This window comes from Rhizobium ruizarguesonis (assembly GCF_012349115.1).
Lineage (GTDB): Bacteria > Pseudomonadota > Alphaproteobacteria > Rhizobiales > Rhizobiaceae > Rhizobium > Rhizobium ruizarguesonis.
On record NZ_PQIG01000100.1, the window covers coordinates 128,207 to 148,128 of the forward strand.

Here is a 19,922-nt window from a genome sequence, read left to right on the forward strand (position 1 = left end):
GACCTTGACGGATCGATAATATGCAAATGGCCGGGCGAAAACCCGGCCATTTGCATTTTGGAGTGTTGGACGCCTACCAGCGCTGATGCACATGCGGCGCGATCAGCCGCCCATAGATCTCGCGCGTTGCCGCCATGAGGTCGGCCGAAAGCGGCGCAAGGTCGGCCGCGGCCGTGTTGGCCCTGGCTTGCTCGCCATTGCGGGCACCGGGGATGACGACGGTGACGGCATCGCTCATCAGGATCCAGCGGAGCGCGAAGGCGGCCATGGTCGCGCCCGCGGGCACCAGCTTGCGCACCTCTTCCACCGCCTGCAGGCCGACCTCGAAGGGCACGCCGGCAAAGGTCTCGCCGACATCGAAGGCTTCGCCGTTGCGGTTGAAATTGCGATGGTCGTCGCTGGCAAAATGTGTGTCCCGGGTGATCTTGCCGGAGAGAAGACCGCTTGCGAGCGGCACACGGGCGATGATCGCCACATTCCTGCGGCGTGCTTCCTGGAAGAACAGGTGATCGGGGCGCTGGCGGAAGATGTTGTAGATGATCTGGATGCTGACGACGCCGGGATATTCGATCGCCTTCAGCCCGTCCTCGACCTTTTCGACGCTGACGCCGTAACCCTTGATCTTGCCGGCCTTCTGCAGCGCGTCCAGGCCCTCGAAGACCTCCGGCTGGTAAAGCACGTCGCGGGGCGGGCAGTGGAGCTGCACGAGGTCGAGACTGTCGACGGCAAGATTCGTCAGGCTGCGGTCGATGAAACCTTCGAGATTAGCCTTGGTGTAACCTTCCGCGACATGCGGGTTGAGGCGGCGGCCCGCCTTGGTGGCGACCATCGGGCGCTTGCCCGCACGCGACTTCAGCACGTCAGCAATGATCTTTTCCGAGCGGCCGTCGCCATAGACGTCCGCCGTGTCGATGAATGTCATGCCGGCATCGAGCGCGGCATTCAGCGCCGCGCGTCCGTCGGCCTCGCTGATATCGCCCCAGGAGCCGCCGATCTGCCAGGCGCCGAAGCCGACATTGGTGACGGTGAAGGCCATGCGGCCAAAAGCATGGTGTTTCATGAAAAATCCTCCCTACTGCATGTCGCCCGGAAGTATTGCATCGGTTCCGGACAACGACATGCATAAAAACAAAGAGCCAAAGCACGTCGCATGATTCAAGCAAGATGCGACGCGCTGATGAAAGGCAATGGCACTATCAGCCAGGTGACACCGCGGCAATTGTCGATCCGGCTTTGATTGGTCGCCCCGATGAAATATCGTTCTGCTACAAGGCTTCAACCGCATGAATGAAAAAGGAAAGATCATGGAGATCAAACCTGTCGGCTCTCGCCCCTCGACGAAGCCACCGGCCGACTATTTCACCGGCGCCGTTCGCCAGGATCCGCTGATGGAAACGCCGGCGCCGGCACGGGCGAGGGCGGTCTCCGTCACCTTCGAACCCGGTGCCCGCACCGCCTGGCATACGCATCCGCTCGGCCAGACGCTGATCGTGACATCAGGCAAGGGCCTCGCCCAGAGTTGGGGAGAGGACATCCGCGAGATCCGTGCCGGCGATACCGTCTGGTTCGCGCCGGGCGAAAAACATTGGCATGGCGCGGCCCCGGATACGGCGATGACGCACATCGCCATCCATGAGGCGCTGGAAGGCAATCACGTCGACTGGATGGAAAAGGTCAGCGACGAGCAATATTCCGGCCAAGCGTAAAGCATGTCGCGCAAAAGTGTGCAGCGGTTTTGCGGTGAAGACATGCGCAAGACCAAAGACCTAAAGCGCGTGAAGCGAATCTGAAAGATCGCGCCGCGCTTTAGACTGATCAAAGCCGCTTCAGGCAATAGGAAAAATGCGCGTGCGATTCGACCGTCAGGAACTCGAATTGCCAGCCGTAATCCTTGCAGAATTTGGTGACCGCCTCGACGACGCCGTAGACGATCGGCTTGACCGTATTGCCGGTGCAGAAATCATGCCCGGCAATGCGCCCCGTCCGCTTCACCTTCTTTTCGCAGAGCAGCAGTTCCTGCCAGGTGAGCTCGAAGGAATGATCGGTATCGATATAGGCCCAGTCGAGGAAATCGTCCTCGAATTCGGCAAGCTTCTCGAGCGATGTGCCTTGCATCAGATGCAGCCGGCCGGCCTCGATCTCGGCCGCGAAATTCGTGTGGATCGCGTCGAGCCCGGAGCTGTAGCGATCCATCGACCAGGGATCGATGAGATAGAGCTGCGCCGGGCGATTCTTTTCCAGGACCTCCGCCGTATATTCGCCGAAGGCTGCCCCGACTTCGACGCCGATGCCGCCGTTCGGGATCCGATAAAGCAATTCGCCGCGATCCGGCAGCAATCGGGCGTTTTCCATATGATGGGCGTTGAGCGGGGTGCGCGGCATGCTCGCCCGGAGCGCCTGCCTTTCTTCACGTGTCTTCATCTCTGATCTCGGGATTGCGGGCGACTGACGGCCCTGATGCGGTTTGACGGGAAGGTAGGAGCAGCCGGCACCGATGACAACCGCATGACAGGAATTTGCTTCTTTCGAACAAACCGCTAAGTTCCATCTGTGAACTGACGAAAAAGCCTCGGGAGGAGCGATTTCATGAGACGCATGTGGCCTGAAGAATTCAACACCATCATCAGCGGAGCTGAGGAGGTGATGTTGGAAACACCAGCCGAGGCCGGCGAAGCGCCGCTGCAGCGCAAGGCGCTGAAGGCGCGAATCACCATGCAGGATTACGAGCGGATCTGGCCGCTCGCCGAGATGCGCTTCCGGCTTGGCGAAAGAGATGGCAAGGCCATCACGCTGATCACCACCAACCCCCACTATCATCCCTGGCACCCGAAGGACGGCGGCAGCGTCGATTCCATGTCGGACAGTGGCCGCCATTACAAGACGGATTATCTCGTCGTGCACTTCCTGCTCGACGACGTGAAGGAAACGTCTCCCGCCTGAGGTGCTGAGGCCCGGTGCGGCCGGAAGCCGCACCGGCGTCCTGTGGAAGCCAAGTTGATCCCGACGCTGATGACAACAGCGGCGATATCGCTAAGCTTAGCGAAACATATCCTTACGAAATTGGAGGTTCCCGTGACGGGCAACGTGCTGGATATCCCGGTCAAAACAGTGGATGGTCGTGAGACCACGCTCAACGAATACAAGGGCAGGGTGCTCTTGGTCGTCAATGTGGCCTCGAAATGTGGGCTGACAGTCCAATATGAGGGGCTGGAAAAGCTCTATGGGGAAAAGCGCGAGCGCGGCTTCGTCATCGCCGCCTTTCCCGCCAACGACTTCAAGGGCCAGGAGCCCGGCACCGACGCCGAGATCCTCGATTTCTGCACCAGCACCTACGACGTCACCTTCCCGATCTTCTCGAAGATTTCGGTCAAGGGCGAAGCCCAGCACCCGCTTTACCGCCAACTGACCAAGTCGGGCGTGAAGACGACGGGCGACGGCCCGATGCGCGAACGCTTGAAATCCCACGGGATGACCGGCAGCGATGAGGACGACATCCTCTGGAACTTCGAAAAATTCCTGATCGGCCGCGACGGCAAAGTCGCCGCCCGCTTCGCGCCTGACGTGACGGCGGATGATTCGCGGCTGGTTTCGGCGGTGGAGAAAGAACTGGCGAAGGCATGAATAGTAGGGGATGGGCATCCTCCAAACAGCGAGGCATGCCCATTGCCCCGATCACGCCGTCACATCTGCGTCAGAGAAAATGAGAAGGCGCATCGGGCGCCGCTCATAAATGAAACGCGGTTTTGGAAAAACGAAAACGTATATTTATCGCCACTTTGACCGCTGTCTCTGAAAGACGCGGGGAATCGGCTGATTGTGCTTAAGACGCCGCGCTGGCTGGCTTTGCTGATTTCCAGGCTGCAGGCTGAATTGTCTGCATCGACCGAAAAATTAATCGGAAGATCTGACGGCATTCTCAGGAGATATGTTCTGGCTTCACGTGCCGGAGTTTCTCCCGAGGTTGTAATCGCCTGATCCCCGGCAGACAGGAACACCTCTTGCGCCGGCTCTCTGGCAATGCACGGCGGCGCAGCCACGCTGGCGAGAAGCAGCGTAGAGATGATGGCAACGGTTTTCATGAGGTGTCTCCTGACAAAACACCTTGCGCAGATCGTGGCCGGATTAGCGAGCTAATTCGGGAGCCTAACTCTGATGAACAAGCAGCAGGAAACTCTAGAAATGGTGGGCGATGACGGACTCGAACCGCCGACATCCTCGGTGTAAACGAGGCGCTCTACCAACTGAGCTAATCGCCCATCGCAAACGAAGCCGGATCGGCCTGCCGCGTTGGTGGCCGTGATCTATGCGGATCGCGGCAAAACCGCAAGAGTGTTTGTGAAGATTTTTTGATTTTTTTGGTGGTGGTCCCGTGTCTTGCAATGACGCTTAGGCTCGGCTCGGCTGTGGAAAAGTGAGGGGAGGGCGGCGAGCATCCCCGTTTCGAAGGCGTTGCGTCTGCGGCTGAGCATTGCTGCCGAAGACGGAAGTGCCGGCTTTTGTTCGTCTGGCACCCAACCCGCCGAAACAATTCGCGGACTGTCATTGTTTTGTCTCCAAACCTGCTTGACACTAAAAGGCGAACCCCGTAGTTAGCCGCTCATCGAAACGGGCAGCCGTTTTGGAGAGGGTGCGAAGGCATCCGGACTGCTTGAAATGAATTGCGGGTGTAGCTCAGTTGGTTAGAGTGCCGGCCTGTCACGCCGGAGGTCGCGGGTTCGAGCCCCGTCACTCGCGCCATTTCAAGTCTTGTAAAACGCAAATGCGATTTGTCGTTTGTCCGGTTGTCTTCATCCTCGCGGCCGCAAAATGGCGGATTAATGCGCGGGTGTAGCTCAGTCGGTTAGAGTGCCGGCCTGTCACGCCGGAGGTCGCGGGTTCGAGCCCCGTCACTCGCGCCATTCTCTCTTGAAAGCCATGCAGTTTCCAGTGGTCAGCCATGCGCGCTGAAGCGGCTTGCGCGGATTTGTCGCGACATCGTTGTATGTGCTTGATAGTGTCCCTCGGATACTCGTCGAATTGCCTCTGTAAAAGTCTTGCGCCGGGGCGTCGGCTGCGCTAACCACGGCTTGTTGCAACGCACGTTCGCTTGCCGGGCATTTGCCCAAATGCGCCGCCTGGCGTCTCCGGCAAGCAGGGATGAACATGATGACTGAACTGCTCAGTTCTTATATTCCGATCGCTATCTTCATTGCTATTGCGCTCGTTATCGGCCTGGCGCTGCTCATTGCGCCGTTCGCCGTGGCTTTCAAAGCGCCCGATTCGGAAAAGCTCTCGGCTTACGAATGCGGCTTCAACGCTTTCGATGACGCCCGCATGAAGTTCGACATCCGCTTCTATCTCGTGTCGATTCTCTTCATCATCTTCGACCTCGAAGTCGCCTTCCTCTTTCCCTGGGCCGTGTCTTTCGGCGCTATCGGCTGGTTCGGCTTCTGGTCCATGATGGTCTTCCTTCTCGTGCTGACCATCGGCTTTATCTATGAATGGAAGAAGGGAGCCCTGGAATGGGAGTAGCCCCTGTGAGCAATCAGCCGCTTGTGGCCCAGCAGCCGAAGGGGATCATCGATCCCTCGACCGGCAAGCCGATCGGCAGCAACGACCCATTTTTTGGCGAGATCAATAACGAGCTTGCCGACAAGGGGTTTCTCGTCACCTCGACCGACGAACTGATCAACTGGGCCCGCACCGGCTCGCTGATGTGGATGACCTTCGGTCTTGCCTGCTGCGCCGTCGAAATGATGCAGCTGTCGATGCCGCGTTATGACGTCGAGCGCTTCGGTTTTGCGCCGCGCGCCTCGCCGCGCCAGTCCGACGTGATGATCGTCGCCGGTACGCTGACCAACAAGATGGCGCCGGCGCTCCGCAAGGTCTACGACCAGATGCCCGAGCCGCGTTATGTTATCTCGATGGGCTCCTGCGCCAATGGCGGCGGCTATTATCACTATTCCTATTCGGTGGTGCGCGGCTGCGACCGCATCGTGCCGATCGACATCTACGTGCCGGGCTGTCCCCCCACGGCAGAGGCGCTGCTTTATGGCGTGCTTCTGCTGCAGAAGAAGATCCGGCGTACCGGCACGATCGAACGCTAAGGGTTAAGGACAAGGCATATGAGTGAAGCCCTGACTGAGCTTGCGTCCTACCTTGGCGAAGCGCGCGGTAATCTGATCGCCGCATCGCAGATGAAGTATGGCGAACTGACGGTGACGACGACGGGTGAGAACCTGATCGCGCTGCTGACCTTCCTGCGTGATGACGCCAAATGCGGTTTCGTCAACCTGATCGATATTTGCGGGGTCGACTGGCCGCAGCGCGAGCTGCGTTTCGACGTCGTCTATCACCTGCTGTCGCCGAAGAAGAACCTGCGTATCCGCGTCAAGGTCGCGACCGACGAGGATACGCCGGTTCCGTCGGCTTGCCCCGTCTATCCGGGCGCCGACTGGTTCGAGCGCGAGACCTGGGACATGTATGGTGTGCTCTTCACCGGCCATCCGGACCTGCGTCGCATCCTGACCGACTACGGCTTCGAAGGCCATCCGCTGCGCAAGGACTTCCCGACGACCGGTTTCGTCGAGGTTCGCTATGACGATGCGGCAAAGCGCGTCGTTTACGAGCCGGTGGAACTGAAGCAGGAATTCCGCAACTTCGACTTTATGTCGCCCTGGGAAGGCACGGAGTATGTGCTGCCCGGCGATGAAAAAGCGAAACAATAAATTCAAGGCGGCTGGTGGGCTTGGCCCGCCATTCACTGGTTATCTGAGAACGCGAGCCCATCGCCATGACAGAACACAACGTTCGCAACTTCAATATCAACTTCGGACCGCAGCATCCGGCGGCGCACGGCGTTCTTCGTCTTGTCCTGGAGCTTGACGGCGAAATTGTGGAGCGTGTCGATCCGCATATCGGCCTTTTGCATCGCGGCACCGAGAAGCTGATCGAGACCAAGACCTATCTTCAGGCAGTGCCCTATTTCGATCGCCTCGATTACGTCGCGCCGATGAACCAGGAACATGCCTATGCGATGGCGGTCGAAAAGCTGCTCGGCATCGAGATCCCGATTCGCGGCCAGCTGATCCGCGTTCTCTATTCGGAAATCGGCCGTATCCTCTCGCACCTCCTGAACGTCACGACGCAGGCTATGGACGTCGGCGCGCTGACGCCGCCGCTCTGGGGCTTCGAAGAGCGTGAAAAGCTGATGGTGTTCTACGAGCGCGCCAGCGGCTCGCGCATGCATGCCGCTTATATCCGTCCGGGCGGCGTCCACCAGGATCTGCCCGAACAGCTCGTGCAGGATATTGGCGCCTGGTGCGATCCGTTCCTGAAGGCGCTCGATGACATCGACAACCTGTTGACCGGCAACCGCATCTTCAAGCAGCGCAACGTCGATATCGGCGTCGTCTCGCTGGAGGAATGCTGGGCCTGGGGCTTCTCCGGCGTCATGGTGCGCGGTTCGGGTGCTGCCTGGGATCTGCGTCGCGCCCAGCCCTATGAATGTTATTCCGATCTCGAATTCGACATCCCGATCGGCAAGAATGGCGACAACTACGACCGTTATCTGATCCGTATGATCGAGATGCGCGAATCGGTCCGCATCATGAAGCAATGCGTCAACCGCCTGCTCTCGGATGCCAAGACCGGTCCTTTCTCGTCGATCGACGGCAAGGTCGTGCCGCCGAAGCGCGGCGAGATGAAGCGCTCGATGGAAGCGCTGATCCACCACTTCAAACTCTATACCGAAGGCTACCACGTGCCGGCCGGCGAGGTTTACGCCGCCGTCGAGGCGCCGAAGGGCGAGTTCGGCGTCTATCTCGTCTCCGATGGCACCAACAGGCCTTATCGCTGCAAGATCCGTGCGCCGGGTTACGCCCATCTGCAGGCGATGGACTTCATGTGCCGCGGTCACCAGCTTGCCGACGTGGCGGCCGTGCTCGGCTCGCTCGACATCGTCTTCGGCGAGGTGGACCGCTAATGCAGCTTCTGCCGCTGGCCGCCGCAATTCTTCTTTCGGCATCCGGAGTTTCAGCTCAGGAGTCCGATAGCCTCGGCACGCCGCTGGGCCGTAAGGAAGAGACGCCGCCGGCGCAGCAATCGTCCATGGGCGAGCTTTTGTCCAAGGGCTATCAGATCAAGGCTGCCATTCCGAACGGCAGCAAATTCGTAGTGTTTATGCAAAAAGACCAGTCGGCCTATGCCTGCGAAATGCAGTCTTTGACCGCTTCGCGGTGTGGAACCCTAAACTGACAAGGCGTGAGGAAGAATGTCCGTTCGTCGATTAGCCGAAGATCAATTCCAGCCTGCCGCATTCGCCTTCAGCGATGACAATGCGGTCTGGGCGGACAAGACGATCCAGAAATACCCCGCCGGTCGCCAGCAATCGGCGGTCATTCCGCTGTTGATGCGGGCGCAGGAGCAGGACGGCTGGGTCACGCGCGCGGCGATCGAAAAGATCGCCGACATGCTCGACATGGCCTATATAAGAGTGCTCGAGGTCGCGACCTTCTATACGCAGTTCCAGCTGCATCCTGTGGGAACGCGCGCCCATGTCCAAGTCTGCGGCACGACGCCCTGCATGCTGCGCGGCTCGGAAGCGCTGATGTCGGTCTGCAAGAGCAAGATCCATGCCCATGCCTTCGAGCGCAATGCCGAAGGCACGCTGTCCTGGGAAGAGGTCGAATGTCTCGGGGCTTGTGTCAACGCCCCGATGGTGATGATCGGCAAGGACACCTATGAGGACCTGACGCCCGAGCGTCTCGAAGAAATCATCGACGTCTTTGCCGCCGGCAATGGCGCCAGCATCAAGCCCGGCACCCAGATCGACCGGGTGTTTTCGGCGCCTGAAGGCGGCCTGACGTCGCTGACGACGGAAGAGCCGAAGGCAAGGACGCGCGCCAAGAAGGCCGACGCCGAAACCGTGTCGGCTCCGGTCGACCGCGCTCCGGTTCCGCCCTCCGAGGCCGCCCGCCCGAAGAGCACCGATGCGGAGACCAATGCTGCCCTGAAGACGCCGGCAACGGCGCCGAAGGCGGCTGCGAAAAACGCCAAGGCAGCCGAGCAGCAGCCGATATCAGGCACTGCAGCCGCCGAACCGGCGCCGAAAGCTGCCGTCAAGGCCGAGGCTGCCCCGGCGGCAAAGCCTGCCCTGACCGACAAGAACCGTCCGGCGGGCGTCGAAAAGCCCGCCGCACCGGATGATCTGAAGATGATCTCGGGTGTTGGCCCGAAGATCGAGGCGACGTTGAACGAAATCGGCATCTTCACCTTCGCGCAGGTCGCAGGCTGGAAGAAGGCCGAACGCGAATGGGTCGACGGCTACCTGAACTTCCGCGGCCGCATCGAGCGCGATGACTGGGTCAAGCAGGCCAAGGCGCTCGCCAAGGGCGGGGAAGCGGAATATATCAAGGTCTTCGGCAAGAAGCCGCGGTAAGAGGTGAAGCATGTTACAAGATAAAGACCGCATCTTTACCAACATCTACGGCCTCAAGGACAAATCCCTGAAGGGCGCGATGAGCCGCGGCCATTGGGACGGCACCAAGCAGATCCTCGAAAAGGGCCGCGACTGGATCATCAACGAGATGAAGGCGTCGGGCCTTCGCGGTCGTGGCGGCGCCGGCTTCCCCACAGGCCTCAAATGGTCCTTCATGCCGAAGGAAAGCGACGGCCGTCCGCACTACCTCGTCGTCAACGCCGACGAATCCGAGCCCGGCACCTGCAAAGACCGCGACATCATGCGCCACGATCCGCATACGCTGATCGAAGGCTGCGTCGTCGCCAGCTTCGCGATGGGCGCCAATGCGGCCTACATCTATGTGCGCGGCGAATATATCCGCGAGCGTGAAGCGCTGCAGGCGGCGATCGACGAATGTTATGATTATGGCCTGCTCGGCAAGAACAACAAGCTCGGCTGGGACATGGACATCTTCGTCCATCACGGTGCCGGCGCCTACATCTGCGGCGAGGAAACCGCGCTGCTCGAAAGCCTCGAAGGCAAGAAGGGCCAGCCGCGTCTGAAGCCGCCGTTCCCGGCCAATATGGGTCTCTACGGCTGCCCGACGACGGTCAACAACGTCGAATCGATCGCTGTCGCGCCGACGATCCTGCGCCGCGGCGCCGGCTGGTTCTCGGCCATCGGCCGTCCGAACAATGTCGGCACCAAGCTGTTCATGCTCTCCGGCCACGTCAACAAGCCGTGCACGGTCGAAGAGGAAATGGGCATCACCTTCCGCGAACTGGTCGATCGCCATGCCGGCGGCATTCGCGGCGGCTGGGACAACCTGCTTGCCGTCATTCCGGGCGGCGCATCCTGCCCGATCGTTCCGGCCAAGGACATCATCGACTGCCCGATGGATTTCGACGGCCTGCGCGGCGTCGGCTCTTCCTTCGGCACGGCCGCCGCGATCGTCATGGACAAGTCCACCGACGTCATCAAGGCGATCGCCCGTATCTCCGCCTTCTTCAAGCATGAGAGCTGCGGCCAGTGCACGCCCTGCCGCGAAGGCACGGGCTGGATGTGGCGCGTGATGGAGCGCATGGCCAAGGGCAATGCCCAGAAGCGCGAAATCGACATGCTGTTCCAGGTGACGAAGCAGATTGAAGGTCACACCATCTGTGCGCTCGGCGATGCCGCCGCATGGCCGGTGCAGGGTCTGATCCGTAACTTCCGTCCCGAGATCGAAAAGCGCATCGACCAGTATACGGCAAGCGCGCTCGATCACGGCGCGGTTCTGGAGGCGGCTGAATAATCATGGCGGACATTGCATCCAAGGGTAGGAAAAAGGAAGAAGCCGCCGATTTCGCGGCGGGTTTCGGCCGTCTTGCCGCCGAGATGCTGGAAAATGCACAGGCAATGCCGGTGCATCCGCTGATGGCGCATCCGGCTGCAGCCTTTGCCGCCGCAACGGCGATCGGCTTCGGTTTCTCGACCCAAATGGCCGGTGCTTTCTTCGGGGCCTGGCAGAGCGCCCTGGAAACCACCAGCAAGGTCGCTGCCGCCCTCGATGACACGCCGCCGGACGAGCCGGCGCCCGATGTCGATATCCGGCCGGAGAATATTCGCTCGGAGGTCAAGGCTTTCACCAAGCCGCCGGCCGAGAAGAAGGCAAGGCCGACACTGACTGTGGTCAAGCCGGTCAGCGCGCCGATCCCAGCCAGCCAAACGAAGGCCAGCCAGCCTAAGCCGGCAGTGAAGGCAAAACCGGTTGCGCGGGCTGGAAAGGCCGACGATCTCAAGCTGATCGCCGGCATCGGCCCGAAGCTGGAGCAGGTGCTGAACGCCAAGGGCATTCGCAGCTTTGCCGAGATTGCCGCCTGGACCGACGAGGAAATCGCCAGGCTTGACGTCGAACTCGGCTTCAATGGCCGCATTGCGCGTGACGACTGGACCGGCCAGGCGAAGGTTCTGGCAGGACGGGGCCGCAGAAAGAAATGAACTGTCCGGCCGTGTCAATCGGCCGGAAAGATGGGCAGGTCGGCGGACGGGCGGGGGCCTCAAGATGCCGGTGCGGGTTCCGGATCTGGAATGCGCGACAGAGAATTTGGGCGACATCAGATGTCGGCAGGACGAAAGATCCGGCTTGGCAATGAGAGTGTTGCAAAAATAGGTTTGTTTGCCGTCATCAGGCAAACGGGAAACAGGACTGAGCGACGATGGCAAAACTGAGGATTGACGGCAACGAGATCGAAGTTCCGGATCATTTCACGCTATTGCAGGCGTGCGAGGATGCCGGTGCCGAGGTTCCGCGCTTCTGCTTCCATGAGCGTCTGTCGGTTGCCGGCAATTGCCGCATGTGCCTTGTCGAGGTGAAGGGCGGCCCGCCGAAGCCGCAGGCTTCCTGCGCCATGAGCGTGCGCGACATCCGCGGCGGCCCGAACGGCGAACTGCCCGAGGTCTTCACCAACACCCCGATGGTCAAGAAGGCCCGCGAAGGTGTGATGGAATTCCTGCTGATCAACCATCCGCTGGATTGCCCGATCTGCGACCAGGGCGGCGAATGCGACCTGCAGGACCAGGCGATGGCCTTCGGCATCGACACCTCGCGCTATCAGGAAGACAAGCGCGCCGTCGAGGACAAGTATATCGGCCCGCTCGTCAAGACGGTGATGAACCGCTGCATCCACTGCACGCGCTGCGTCCGCTTCACCACCGAGGTCGCCGGCATTTCCGAACTCGGCCTGATCGGCCGCGGCGAGGATGCCGAGATCACCACCTATCTCGAACAGGCGATGACCTCCGAGCTGCAGGGCAACGTCGTCGACCTTTGCCCGGTCGGCGCGCTCACCTCGAAGCCCTTCGCCTTCACCGCGCGCCCCTGGGAGCTGAACAAGACCGAATCGATCGACGTCATGGATGCCGTCGGTTCGGCGATCCGCGTCGACACCCGCGGCCGTGAGGTCATGCGCATCCTGCCGCGCGTCAATGAGGCGATCAACGAGGAGTGGATTTCCGACAAGAGCCGCTTCATCTGGGACGGCCTGAAGACCCAGCGCCTCGACCGGCCTTACGTTCGCCGCGACGGCCGCCTGCAGCCCGCCACCTGGGCCGAAGCCTTTGGCGCCATCAAGGCCGCCGTCGGCGCCACCTCGGGCGACAAGATCGGCGCGATATCAGGCGACCTCGCTTCCGTCGAGGAAATGTATGCGCTCTCCGAACTGGTGAAGTCGCTGGGGTCGGTCAATCTCGACTGTCGCCAGGATGGGGCGGCACTCGATCCGTCGCTCGGCCGTGCAAGCTACCTCTTCAACCCGACCATTGCCGGCATCGACCAGGCCGACGCGCTGTTGATCATCGGCGCCAATCCGCGCTTCGAGGCCGCCATCCTCAACGCCCGCATCCGCAAGCGCTGGCGCCGCGGCAAGTTCCCGATCGGCGTGATCGGCGCACCGGGCGAACTGCGCTACAGCTATGATTACCTCGGCGGCGGTCCCGACACGCTGAAGGATCTGGTCGACGGCACCCACGCCTTCGCCGAAGTCCTGAAGAACGCCGCCAAGCCGATGATTATCATCGGCCAGGGCGCGCTGTCGCGCACCGACGGCGCCGGCGTTCTCGCCAGTGCTGCCAAGCTCGCCGGCTCGGTCGGCGCGGTCGCCGAAGGCTGGAACGGCTTTGCCGTTCTCCATACCGCTGCCTCGCGTGTCGGCGGCCTCGACCTCGGCTTCGTGCCGGGTGCCAAGGGCGTCAATGCCGCCGAGATGCTGACGGCGATGGACGTGCTCTTCCTGCTCGGTGCGGACGAACTCGACTTCACCGCCAAGAAGGCCAAGCTCACCGTCTATATCGGCTCGCATGGCGATAATGGCGCGCACCATGCCGACGTCATCCTGCCGGCCGCAGCCTATACCGAAAAGTCCGGCACCTGGGTCAACACCGAAGGCCGCGTCCAGATGGGCAACCGCGCAGGTTTTGCGCCGGGTGACGCCCGCGAGGACTGGGCAATCATCCGTGCCCTTTCCGACGTGCTCGGCAAGAAGCTTCCCTTCGATTCGCTCAGCGAATTGCGCGCCCGGCTCTATGCCGCTTTCCCGCATTTTGCCGCCATCGACGAGATCGCCGAAACCGATAGCGCCCAAATTGCCGCAGTTGCGAAAAAAGCCGGCAAGATGAACAAATCCGGGTTTGCGTCGCCGGTGAAAGACTTCTATTTGACGAACCCGATAGCGCGTGCCTCGGCTGTCATGGCGGAGTGCTCGGCATTGGCCCGCAACAACTTCAAAGTCGCGGCAGAGTAAGGGCAGGGGACTATGGATTCTTTCTTTTCGACCTATGTCTGGCCGGCGATCATCATGATCGGTCAGTCACTGCTGCTTCTCGTCTGCCTGCTCGTCTTCATCGCCTATGTGCTGCTCGCCGACCGCAAGATCTGGGCGGCCGTACAGTTGCGCCGCGGCCCGAACGTCGTCGGTCCTTTCGGCCTGTTCCAGTCCTTCGCCGACCTTTTGAAATTCGTCTTCAAGGAGCCGATCATTCCGGCCGGCGCCAACAAGGCGGTCTTCCTGCTTGCTCCGCTGGTGACGGTGCTTCTGGCGCTGTCCACCTGGGCGGTGGTACCGCTGGCCGACGGATGGGTGATCGCCAACATCAATGTCGGCATCCTCTATATTTTCGCGATTTCCTCGCTCGAAGTTTACGGCATCATTATGGGCGGCTGGGCTTCGAACTCGAAGTATCCGTTCCTCGGCGCGCTACGCTCGGCGGCACAGATGGTGTCCTATGAAGTCTCGATCGGCTTCGTCATCGTCACCGTGCTTCTCTGCGTCGGCTCGCTGAACCTGACCGATATCGTCAATGCGCAGCATACCGGCCTCGGCACCATGCTCGGCCTGCCGGCCTCGTTCCTCGACTGGCACTGGCTGTCGCTCTTCCCGATGTTCATCATCTTCTTCATTTCGGCACTTGCCGAGACGAACCGCCCGCCCTTCGACCTTCCGGAAGCTGAATCGGAACTCGTTGCCGGCTTCATGGTCGAATACGGCTCCTCGCCATACATGATGTTCATGCTCGGCGAATATGCGGCCGTCTGCCTGATGTGCGCGCTGACGACGATCCTCTTCCTCGGCGGCTGGCTGCCCCCGGTCGATATCTGGATCCTCAACTGGGTCCCCGGCATCATCTGGTTCACGCTGAAGGCTTGCTTCGTGTTCTTCATGTTCGCGATGGTCAAGGCCTTCGTTCCGCGCTACCGCTACGACCAGCTCATGCGCCTCGGCTGGAAGGTCTTCCTGCCGCTGTCACTCGCCATGGTCGTCATCGTTGCATTCGTGCTGAAACTGATGGGTTGGGCATGATCATGCCTGCTCTCGTTTTCGGCAAAATTGGAGGTTGAAGATGGCAAGCTTGTCCGGCTCCATCAGCTCGCTGTTTCTCAAGGAATTCGTCGGCGCGTTCTTTCTGTCGATGCGCTATTTCTTCCGCCAGAAGGCGACGATCAACTACCCCTTCGAAAAGGGTCCGGTTTCCCCGCGTTTCCGCGGCGAGCATGCTCTGCGCCGTTATCCGAACGGCGAGGAGCGCTGCATCGCCTGCAAGCTTTGCGAGGCGATCTGTCCTGCCCAGGCGATCACCATCGAGGCGGGTCCCCGCCGCAATGACGGTACGCGCCGCACGGTGCGCTACGATATCGACATGGTGAAGTGCATCTATTGCGGCTTCTGCCAGGAAGCCTGCCCGGTCGACGCGATCGTCGAAGGCCCGAATTTCGAATTTGCGACGGAAACCCGCGAAGAGCTCTATTTCGACAAGGCGCGGCTTCTGGACAACGGAGACCGGTGGGAGCGGGAAATCGCTCGCAACATCGCGATCGACTCGCCGTATCGCTGATTGAGATTTTGAAATGCCGTGGTGGAGCGCAGTTGCTCTTGTCGCGGTCAATATGCACAGGAGCTTTGCCGGTTAGCGCCTGCGAAAGCTCCATCGGGCAGGGAAACTCCCGGCTGCCCGGGGGAAGATGAAAAAGGCACCAACATGGGTCTGCAGGCTCTATTTTTCTATCTTTTCGCCTTTGTCGCGGTGGCGTCGGCGTTCATGGTCATCTGGGCGAAGAACCCGGTTCACTCGGTTCTCTTCCTGATCCTGGTGTTCTTCAATGCGGCTGGCCTCTTCCTGCTGCTCGGTGCCGAATTCCTGGCGATGATCCTGCTTGTCGTCTATGTCGGCGCCGTCGCCGTGCTCTTCCTCTTCGTGGTGATGATGCTCGATATCGACTTTACCGAACTGAGGGCCGGCGTTCTCGAATATGCGCCGATCGGCGGGCTGATCGGGGTGATCCTCGCAGCCGAACTGATCGTCGTCATCGGCGGCAGCGTCATCTCGCCGGAGATCGCCAAATCAGTCGCCATGCCGATCCCGGCGCTGAGCGAGCGCACCAATACCGCCGCTCTCGGCGACGTGCTCTACACCAACTACGTCTATTTCTTCCAGATCGCCGGTCTGGTGCTCCTGGTCGCCATGATCGGCGCGATCGTGCTGACATTGAGACACCGCACCAACATCAAGCGGCAGAATATTCCGAGGCAAGTTGCCCGTACGCCCGCCACCGCCGTCGAGGTGGTTTCGGTCAAGCCCGGGCAGGGCGTCTAAAGGCAGGTCAAGGAACAAAGAACATGGTCATCGGACTTTCCCACTACCTGACGGTCAGCGCCATCCTCTTCACGCTTGGCGTCTTCGGCATCTTCCTGAACCGGAAGAACGTCATCGTCATCCTGATGTCGATCGAACTGATCCTGCTTGCCGTCAACATCAACATGGTCGCCTTCTCCTCCTTCCTGAACGACATCGTCGGCCAGGTCTTCGCGCTGTTCATCCTGACAGTCGCGGCTGCCGAAGCGGCGATCGGTCTTGCAATTCTCGTTGTCTTCTACCGCAACCGCGGCTCGATCGCGGTCGAAGACGTCAATATGATGAAGGGCTGAGTGGCTCATGTTCCTCTATAAGGCTATCGTCTTTCTTCCCTTGATCGGTGCGATCGTCGCAGGCCTTTTTGGCCGCGCCATCGGCGCCAAGGCTTCGGAATATGTCACCAGCGGCCTGATGATCATCGCCGCCATCCTGTCCTGGGTCGTCTTCTTCACCGTCGGCATGGGTCATGCCGAAGGCGGCCCGATCAAGGTCGAGGTGCTGCGCTGGATCCAGTCCGGCGGCATCGACGTCTCCTGGTCGCTGCGCGTGGATACGCTGACATCAGTGATGCTGATCGTCGTCAACACGGTCTCGACACTGGTGCATGTCTATTCGATCGGCTACATGCATACCGATCCGCATCGCCCGCGCTTCTTCGCCTATCTCTCGCTCTTCACCTTCGCCATGCTGATGCTGGTGACCGCTGACAACCTTGCCCAGATGTTCTTCGGCTGGGAAGGCGTCGGTCTCGCCTCCTATCTGCTGATCGGCTTCTGGTTCAAGAAGCCGTCGGCGACGGCTGCGGCGATGAAGGCCTTCATCGTCAACCGCGTCGGCGACTTCGGCTTCGTGCTCGGCATTGCCGGCGTCTTCGTGCTGTTCGGCTCGATCAACCTCGACACGATCTTCGCAAATGCCTCGAACTTCGCCCCGCATGAAGGCGGCAGCGAAGCGGGCGAGGTCATCCTCAATCTCTTCGGCATGCAGCTCGACAAGGCTCATGCGCTGACCGGCATCTGCCTGCTGCTCTTCATGGGCGCGATGGGCAAGTCGGCGCAGTTCCTGCTGCACACCTGGCTGCCGGACGCCATGGAAGGCCCGACCCCGGTCTCGGCCCTCATTCATGCCGCCACCATGGTCACCGCCGGCGTCTTTCTCGTCGCCCGCATGTCGCCGCTTTTCGAACTGTCGCCGGATGCGCTGGTTGTCGTCACCGTCATCGGCGCGATCACCGCCTTCTTCGCGGCAACAGTCGCCCTCGTGCAGAACGACATCAAGCGTGTCATCGCCTATTCCACTTGCTCGCAGCTCGGCTACATGTTCGTGGCACTCGGAGCCGGGGCGTATGGCGCAGCGATCTTCCATCTCTTCACGCATGCCTTCTTCAAGGCGCTGCTCTTCCTCTGCGCCGGCTCGGTCATCCATGCCGTCGATGGCGAGCAAGACATGCGCTACATGGGCGGCCTGTGGCCGCATATTAAAGTTACTGCCGTGCTGATGATCATCGGCACACTGGCGATCACCGGTTTTGGCATTCCCTTCACGCCGATCGGCTTCGCCGGCTTCTTCTCCAAGGACGTGATCATCGAGGCGACCTATGCATCGCATTCGCCGGTCGCGGGCTTCGCCTTCGCGTTGCTGGTCATCGCGGCTCTCTTTACGAGCTTCTATTCCTGGCGCCTGATCTTCATGACCTTCTTCGGCAAGCCGCGCGCTTCCCATGAGGTCATGCACCACGTCCACGAGTCGCCGCAGGTCATGCTGGTGCCGCTCTATCTCCTGGCGATCGGCGCAGTGCTTGCGGGCGTGATCTTCGAAGGCCGGTTCTACGGCGAGGAATATGCCGAGTTCTGGAAGGGGGCGCTCTTCACCGGCGCCGAGAACGAACTTCTCGAAGAGTTTCACCACGTTCCGGCGCTTGTCGGCTTGAGCCCCTTCATCGCCATGGTGCTCGGCTTCGTCACCGCCTGGTACATGTATATCCGCTCGCCGCAGACGCCGCGCATCCTCGCGCAGCAGCACCGCGTGCTCTACCAGTTCCTGTTGAACAAGTGGTATTTCGACGAGCTCTATGACTTCCTCTTCGTCCGCTCCGCCAAGGCACTCGGCCGCTTCCTGTGGAAGAAAGGTGATGTCGGCGTCATCGACACCTACGGCCCGAACGGCGTCGCCGCTCGCGTCGTCGCCGTCACCGATCGCGTGGTCCGCCTGCAGACCGGTTACCTCTATCACTACGCCTTCGCCATGCTGATCGGCATTGCGGCGCTCGTTACCTGGATGATGCTCGGGAGTTCCTTCTGATGACCGATTGGCCTATTCTTTCAACGGTCACCTTCCTGCCGCTCGTCGGCGTGGTGCTCCTGCTATTGATGAACGGCGAGAGCGAAACCGGCCGGAAGAACGTGCTGTGGATCTCGCTGATCACCACCGTCTTCACCTTCGTCGTTTCGCTCTTCATCTGGACCGGCTTTGACAATGCCAATCCGGGCTTCCAGATGCTCGAGAAGCATGACTGGCTCGGCACCGGCATCGGCTACCACGTCGGCGTCGACGGCATCTCGATGCTGTTCGTCATCCTGTCGACCTTCCTCATGCCCTTCTGTGTGCTGGCGAGCTGGCTCTCGATCGAGAAGCGCCTGAAGGAATACATGATCGCCTTCCTCATCCTCGAAACGATGATGATCGGCGTGTTCGTCTCGCTCGATATCGTGCTGTTCTACGTCTTCTTCGAGGCGGGCCTCATTCCGATGTTCCTGATCATCGGCGTCTGGGGCGGCAAGGACCGCGTCTATGCGAGCTACAAGTTCTTCCTCTATACGTTGCTCGGCTCGGTGCTGATGCTGCTCGCCATCATGGCGATGTACTGGCAGGCTGGCACGACCGATATCACCGCGCTGCTCGCCTACAAGTTCCCGCCGGCGCTGCAGACCTGGTTATGGCTTGCCTTCTTCGCCTCCTTCGCGGTCAAGATGCCGATGTGGCCGGTCCATACCTGGCTTCCCGATGCCCACGTTCAGGCGCCGACGGCAGGCTCGGTGATCCTGGCCGGCGTGCTTTTGAAGCTTGGCGGCTACGGTCTCATCCGTTTCTCGCTCGGCATGTTCCCGGTGGCGTCTGATTATTTCGCGCCGCTCGTCTTCGCCATGTCCGTCATCGCCATCATCTATACCTCTCTGGTGGCGATGATGCAGGACGATATCAAGAAGCTGATCGCCTATTCCTCCGTGGCACACATGGGCTACGTGACCATGGGTATCTTTGCCGCCAACATGCAGGGCGTTCAGGGTTCGATCTTCCAGATGCTGTCGCACGGCATCGTCTCCGGCGCGCTCTTCCTCTGCGTCGGCGTCGTCTATGACCGTACCCACACCCGCGAGATCAACGCCTATGGCGGCCTCGTCAACAACATGCCGAAATATGCCGTGGCGATGATGGTCTTCACCATGGCCAATGTCGGGCTTCCCGGCACGTCGGGCTTCATCGGCGAATTCCTGACGCTGATCGGTGTGTTCCGGGTCAACACCTGGGTAGCGCTCTTTGCCGCCACCGGCGTCATCCTCTCGGCCGCCTACGCGCTCTGGCTTTATCGCCGGGTGATCTTCGGCGCGCTCGAGAAGGAGAAGCTGAAGGCGCTGCTCGATCTTTCCAGACGCGAGCAGCTGATCCTTTACCCGCTGGTCGCACTGACCATCTTCTTCGGCGTTTACCCGGCTCCGGTCTTCGACGCGACGGCCGCCTCGGTGGATCTGCTGGTCAACAACTACACGGCCGCCGTGCACGCAGCGCAGAATGTTGCGCTGTCTATGAAATGATGACG

The 19,922-nt window shown here is 60.7% G+C and carries 21 protein-coding genes and 3 tRNA genes; 20 read left to right on the forward strand and 4 right to left on the reverse strand.

Annotation, left to right across the window (positions count from 1 at the left end; genetic code table 11):
- Positions 1-73 precede the first annotated feature (73 nt).
- Positions 74-1,060, reverse strand: coding sequence for an aldo/keto reductase (locus C3Y91_RS26680; protein WP_130763438.1), 987 nt, complete (start codon positions 1,058-1,060; stop codon positions 74-76).
- A 244-nt stretch (positions 1,061-1,304) separates the two neighbouring features.
- On the opposite strand from C3Y91_RS26680, the gene C3Y91_RS26685 reads away from it, so the two are divergent.
- Positions 1,305-1,706: a (R)-mandelonitrile lyase gene (locus C3Y91_RS26685; RefSeq protein WP_245494879.1), complete on the forward strand. Its 402-nt coding sequence runs from the start codon at positions 1,305-1,307 to the stop codon at positions 1,704-1,706.
- Positions 1,707-1,815: 109 nt separating this feature from the next.
- Here C3Y91_RS26685 and C3Y91_RS26690 read toward each other — a convergent pair whose 3' ends face one another.
- Positions 1,816-2,421 carry a class I SAM-dependent methyltransferase gene (locus C3Y91_RS26690; RefSeq protein WP_168576030.1) on the reverse strand — a complete coding sequence of 202 codons (606 nt, stop codon included), beginning with the start codon at positions 2,419-2,421 and terminating at the stop codon, positions 1,816-1,818.
- A gap of 165 nt (positions 2,422-2,586) precedes the next feature.
- On the opposite strand from C3Y91_RS26690, the gene C3Y91_RS26695 reads away from it, so the two are divergent.
- Both C3Y91_RS26695 and C3Y91_RS26700 read left to right on the forward strand, forming a co-directional pair.
- The gene (locus C3Y91_RS26695; protein ID WP_024321117.1) at positions 2,587-2,940 is read left to right on the forward strand and encodes a hypothetical protein; all 354 of its coding nucleotides are present in this window, start codon (positions 2,587-2,589) and stop codon (positions 2,938-2,940) included.
- A 132-nt stretch (positions 2,941-3,072) separates the two neighbouring features.
- Entirely contained in the window at positions 3,073-3,621 is a 549-nt protein-coding gene (locus C3Y91_RS26700) for a glutathione peroxidase (RefSeq protein ID WP_018069462.1), read from the forward strand.
- Between the two features lie 59 nt (positions 3,622-3,680).
- Here the strand turns inward: C3Y91_RS26700 and C3Y91_RS26705 are convergent, their stop codons facing one another.
- Positions 3,681-4,079, reverse strand: a complete 399-nt coding sequence (locus tag C3Y91_RS26705; RefSeq protein ID WP_018069463.1) for a hypothetical protein — start codon at positions 4,077-4,079, stop codon at positions 3,681-3,683.
- Between the two features lie 101 nt (positions 4,080-4,180).
- Positions 4,181-4,256, reverse strand: a tRNA-Val gene (locus tag C3Y91_RS26710).
- A 404-nt stretch (positions 4,257-4,660) separates the two neighbouring features.
- Here C3Y91_RS26710 and C3Y91_RS26715 point away from each other — a divergent pair.
- The 17 genes from C3Y91_RS26715 (at position 4,661) to C3Y91_RS26795 (ending at position 19,917) form a co-directional block, all read left to right on the forward strand.
- Positions 4,661-4,737: transfer RNA gene (locus C3Y91_RS26715), tRNA-Asp, on the forward strand.
- A gap of 84 nt (positions 4,738-4,821) precedes the next feature.
- A tRNA-Asp gene (locus C3Y91_RS26720) sits at positions 4,822-4,898 on the forward strand.
- A 247-nt stretch (positions 4,899-5,145) separates the two neighbouring features.
- Positions 5,146-5,511: an NADH-quinone oxidoreductase subunit A gene (locus tag C3Y91_RS26725; protein WP_010055493.1), complete on the forward strand. Its 366-nt coding sequence runs from the start codon at positions 5,146-5,148 to the stop codon at positions 5,509-5,511.
- A complete protein-coding gene (locus C3Y91_RS26730) occupies positions 5,502-6,086 on the forward strand; it encodes a NuoB/complex I 20 kDa subunit family protein (protein WP_003547368.1) in 585 nt (194 codons plus the stop codon). The genes C3Y91_RS26725 and C3Y91_RS26730 overlap by 10 nt, the downstream gene beginning before the upstream one ends.
- An 18-nt stretch (positions 6,087-6,104) precedes the next feature.
- Positions 6,105-6,707 (forward strand): NADH-quinone oxidoreductase subunit C, encoded by a 603-nt coding sequence (locus tag C3Y91_RS26735; protein ID WP_018069464.1) that lies wholly within the window; start codon positions 6,105-6,107, stop codon positions 6,705-6,707.
- Positions 6,708-6,772: 65 nt separating this feature from the next.
- Complete coding sequence (locus tag C3Y91_RS26740) at positions 6,773-7,963, forward strand: NADH-quinone oxidoreductase subunit D (protein WP_018069465.1); 1,191 nt, start codon at positions 6,773-6,775, stop codon at positions 7,961-7,963.
- A complete protein-coding gene (locus C3Y91_RS26745; RefSeq protein WP_018484019.1) occupies positions 7,963-8,235 on the forward strand; it encodes a hypothetical protein in 273 nt (90 codons plus the stop codon). The genes C3Y91_RS26740 and C3Y91_RS26745 overlap by 1 nt, the downstream gene beginning before the upstream one ends.
- A 16-nt stretch (positions 8,236-8,251) precedes the next feature.
- Entirely contained in the window at positions 8,252-9,418 is a 1,167-nt protein-coding gene (locus C3Y91_RS26750) for an NADH-quinone oxidoreductase subunit E (protein WP_018069467.1), read from the forward strand.
- A 10-nt stretch (positions 9,419-9,428) separates the two neighbouring features.
- Positions 9,429-10,733: an NADH-quinone oxidoreductase subunit NuoF gene (nuoF, locus tag C3Y91_RS26755; protein ID WP_003558451.1), complete on the forward strand. Its 1,305-nt coding sequence runs from the start codon at positions 9,429-9,431 to the stop codon at positions 10,731-10,733.
- A 2-nt stretch (positions 10,734-10,735) separates the two neighbouring features.
- On the forward strand, positions 10,736-11,419 hold the full coding sequence (locus C3Y91_RS26760) for a 5' DNA nuclease (RefSeq protein WP_018069468.1): 684 nt from the start codon (positions 10,736-10,738) through the stop codon (positions 11,417-11,419).
- A gap of 218 nt (positions 11,420-11,637) precedes the next feature.
- The gene (nuoG, locus tag C3Y91_RS26765) at positions 11,638-13,719 is read left to right on the forward strand and encodes an NADH-quinone oxidoreductase subunit NuoG (RefSeq protein ID WP_130664413.1); all 2,082 of its coding nucleotides are present in this window, start codon (positions 11,638-11,640) and stop codon (positions 13,717-13,719) included.
- A 12-nt stretch (positions 13,720-13,731) separates the two neighbouring features.
- Positions 13,732-14,775, forward strand: coding sequence for an NADH-quinone oxidoreductase subunit NuoH (gene nuoH / locus C3Y91_RS26770; protein ID WP_003547383.1), 1,044 nt, complete (start codon positions 13,732-13,734; stop codon positions 14,773-14,775).
- 40 nt (positions 14,776-14,815) lie between these two features.
- Entirely contained in the window at positions 14,816-15,307 is a 492-nt protein-coding gene (gene nuoI, locus C3Y91_RS26775) for an NADH-quinone oxidoreductase subunit NuoI (RefSeq protein ID WP_003547385.1), read from the forward strand.
- A 144-nt stretch (positions 15,308-15,451) separates the two neighbouring features.
- Positions 15,452-16,066: an NADH-quinone oxidoreductase subunit J gene (locus C3Y91_RS26780; protein ID WP_003547387.1), complete on the forward strand. Its 615-nt coding sequence runs from the start codon at positions 15,452-15,454 to the stop codon at positions 16,064-16,066.
- A gap of 23 nt (positions 16,067-16,089) precedes the next feature.
- Positions 16,090-16,398 carry an NADH-quinone oxidoreductase subunit NuoK gene (gene nuoK / locus C3Y91_RS26785; protein ID WP_003547388.1) on the forward strand — a complete coding sequence of 103 codons (309 nt, stop codon included), beginning with the start codon at positions 16,090-16,092 and terminating at the stop codon, positions 16,396-16,398.
- A 7-nt stretch (positions 16,399-16,405) separates the two neighbouring features.
- Positions 16,406-18,406: an NADH-quinone oxidoreductase subunit L gene (nuoL, locus tag C3Y91_RS26790; RefSeq protein WP_130664414.1), complete on the forward strand. Its 2,001-nt coding sequence runs from the start codon at positions 16,406-16,408 to the stop codon at positions 18,404-18,406.
- Positions 18,406-19,917, forward strand: coding sequence for an NADH-quinone oxidoreductase subunit M (locus tag C3Y91_RS26795; protein WP_018447545.1), 1,512 nt, complete (start codon positions 18,406-18,408; stop codon positions 19,915-19,917). Before nuoL ends, C3Y91_RS26795 begins: the two co-directional genes overlap by 1 nt.
- Positions 19,918-19,922: the final 5 nt, after the last annotated feature.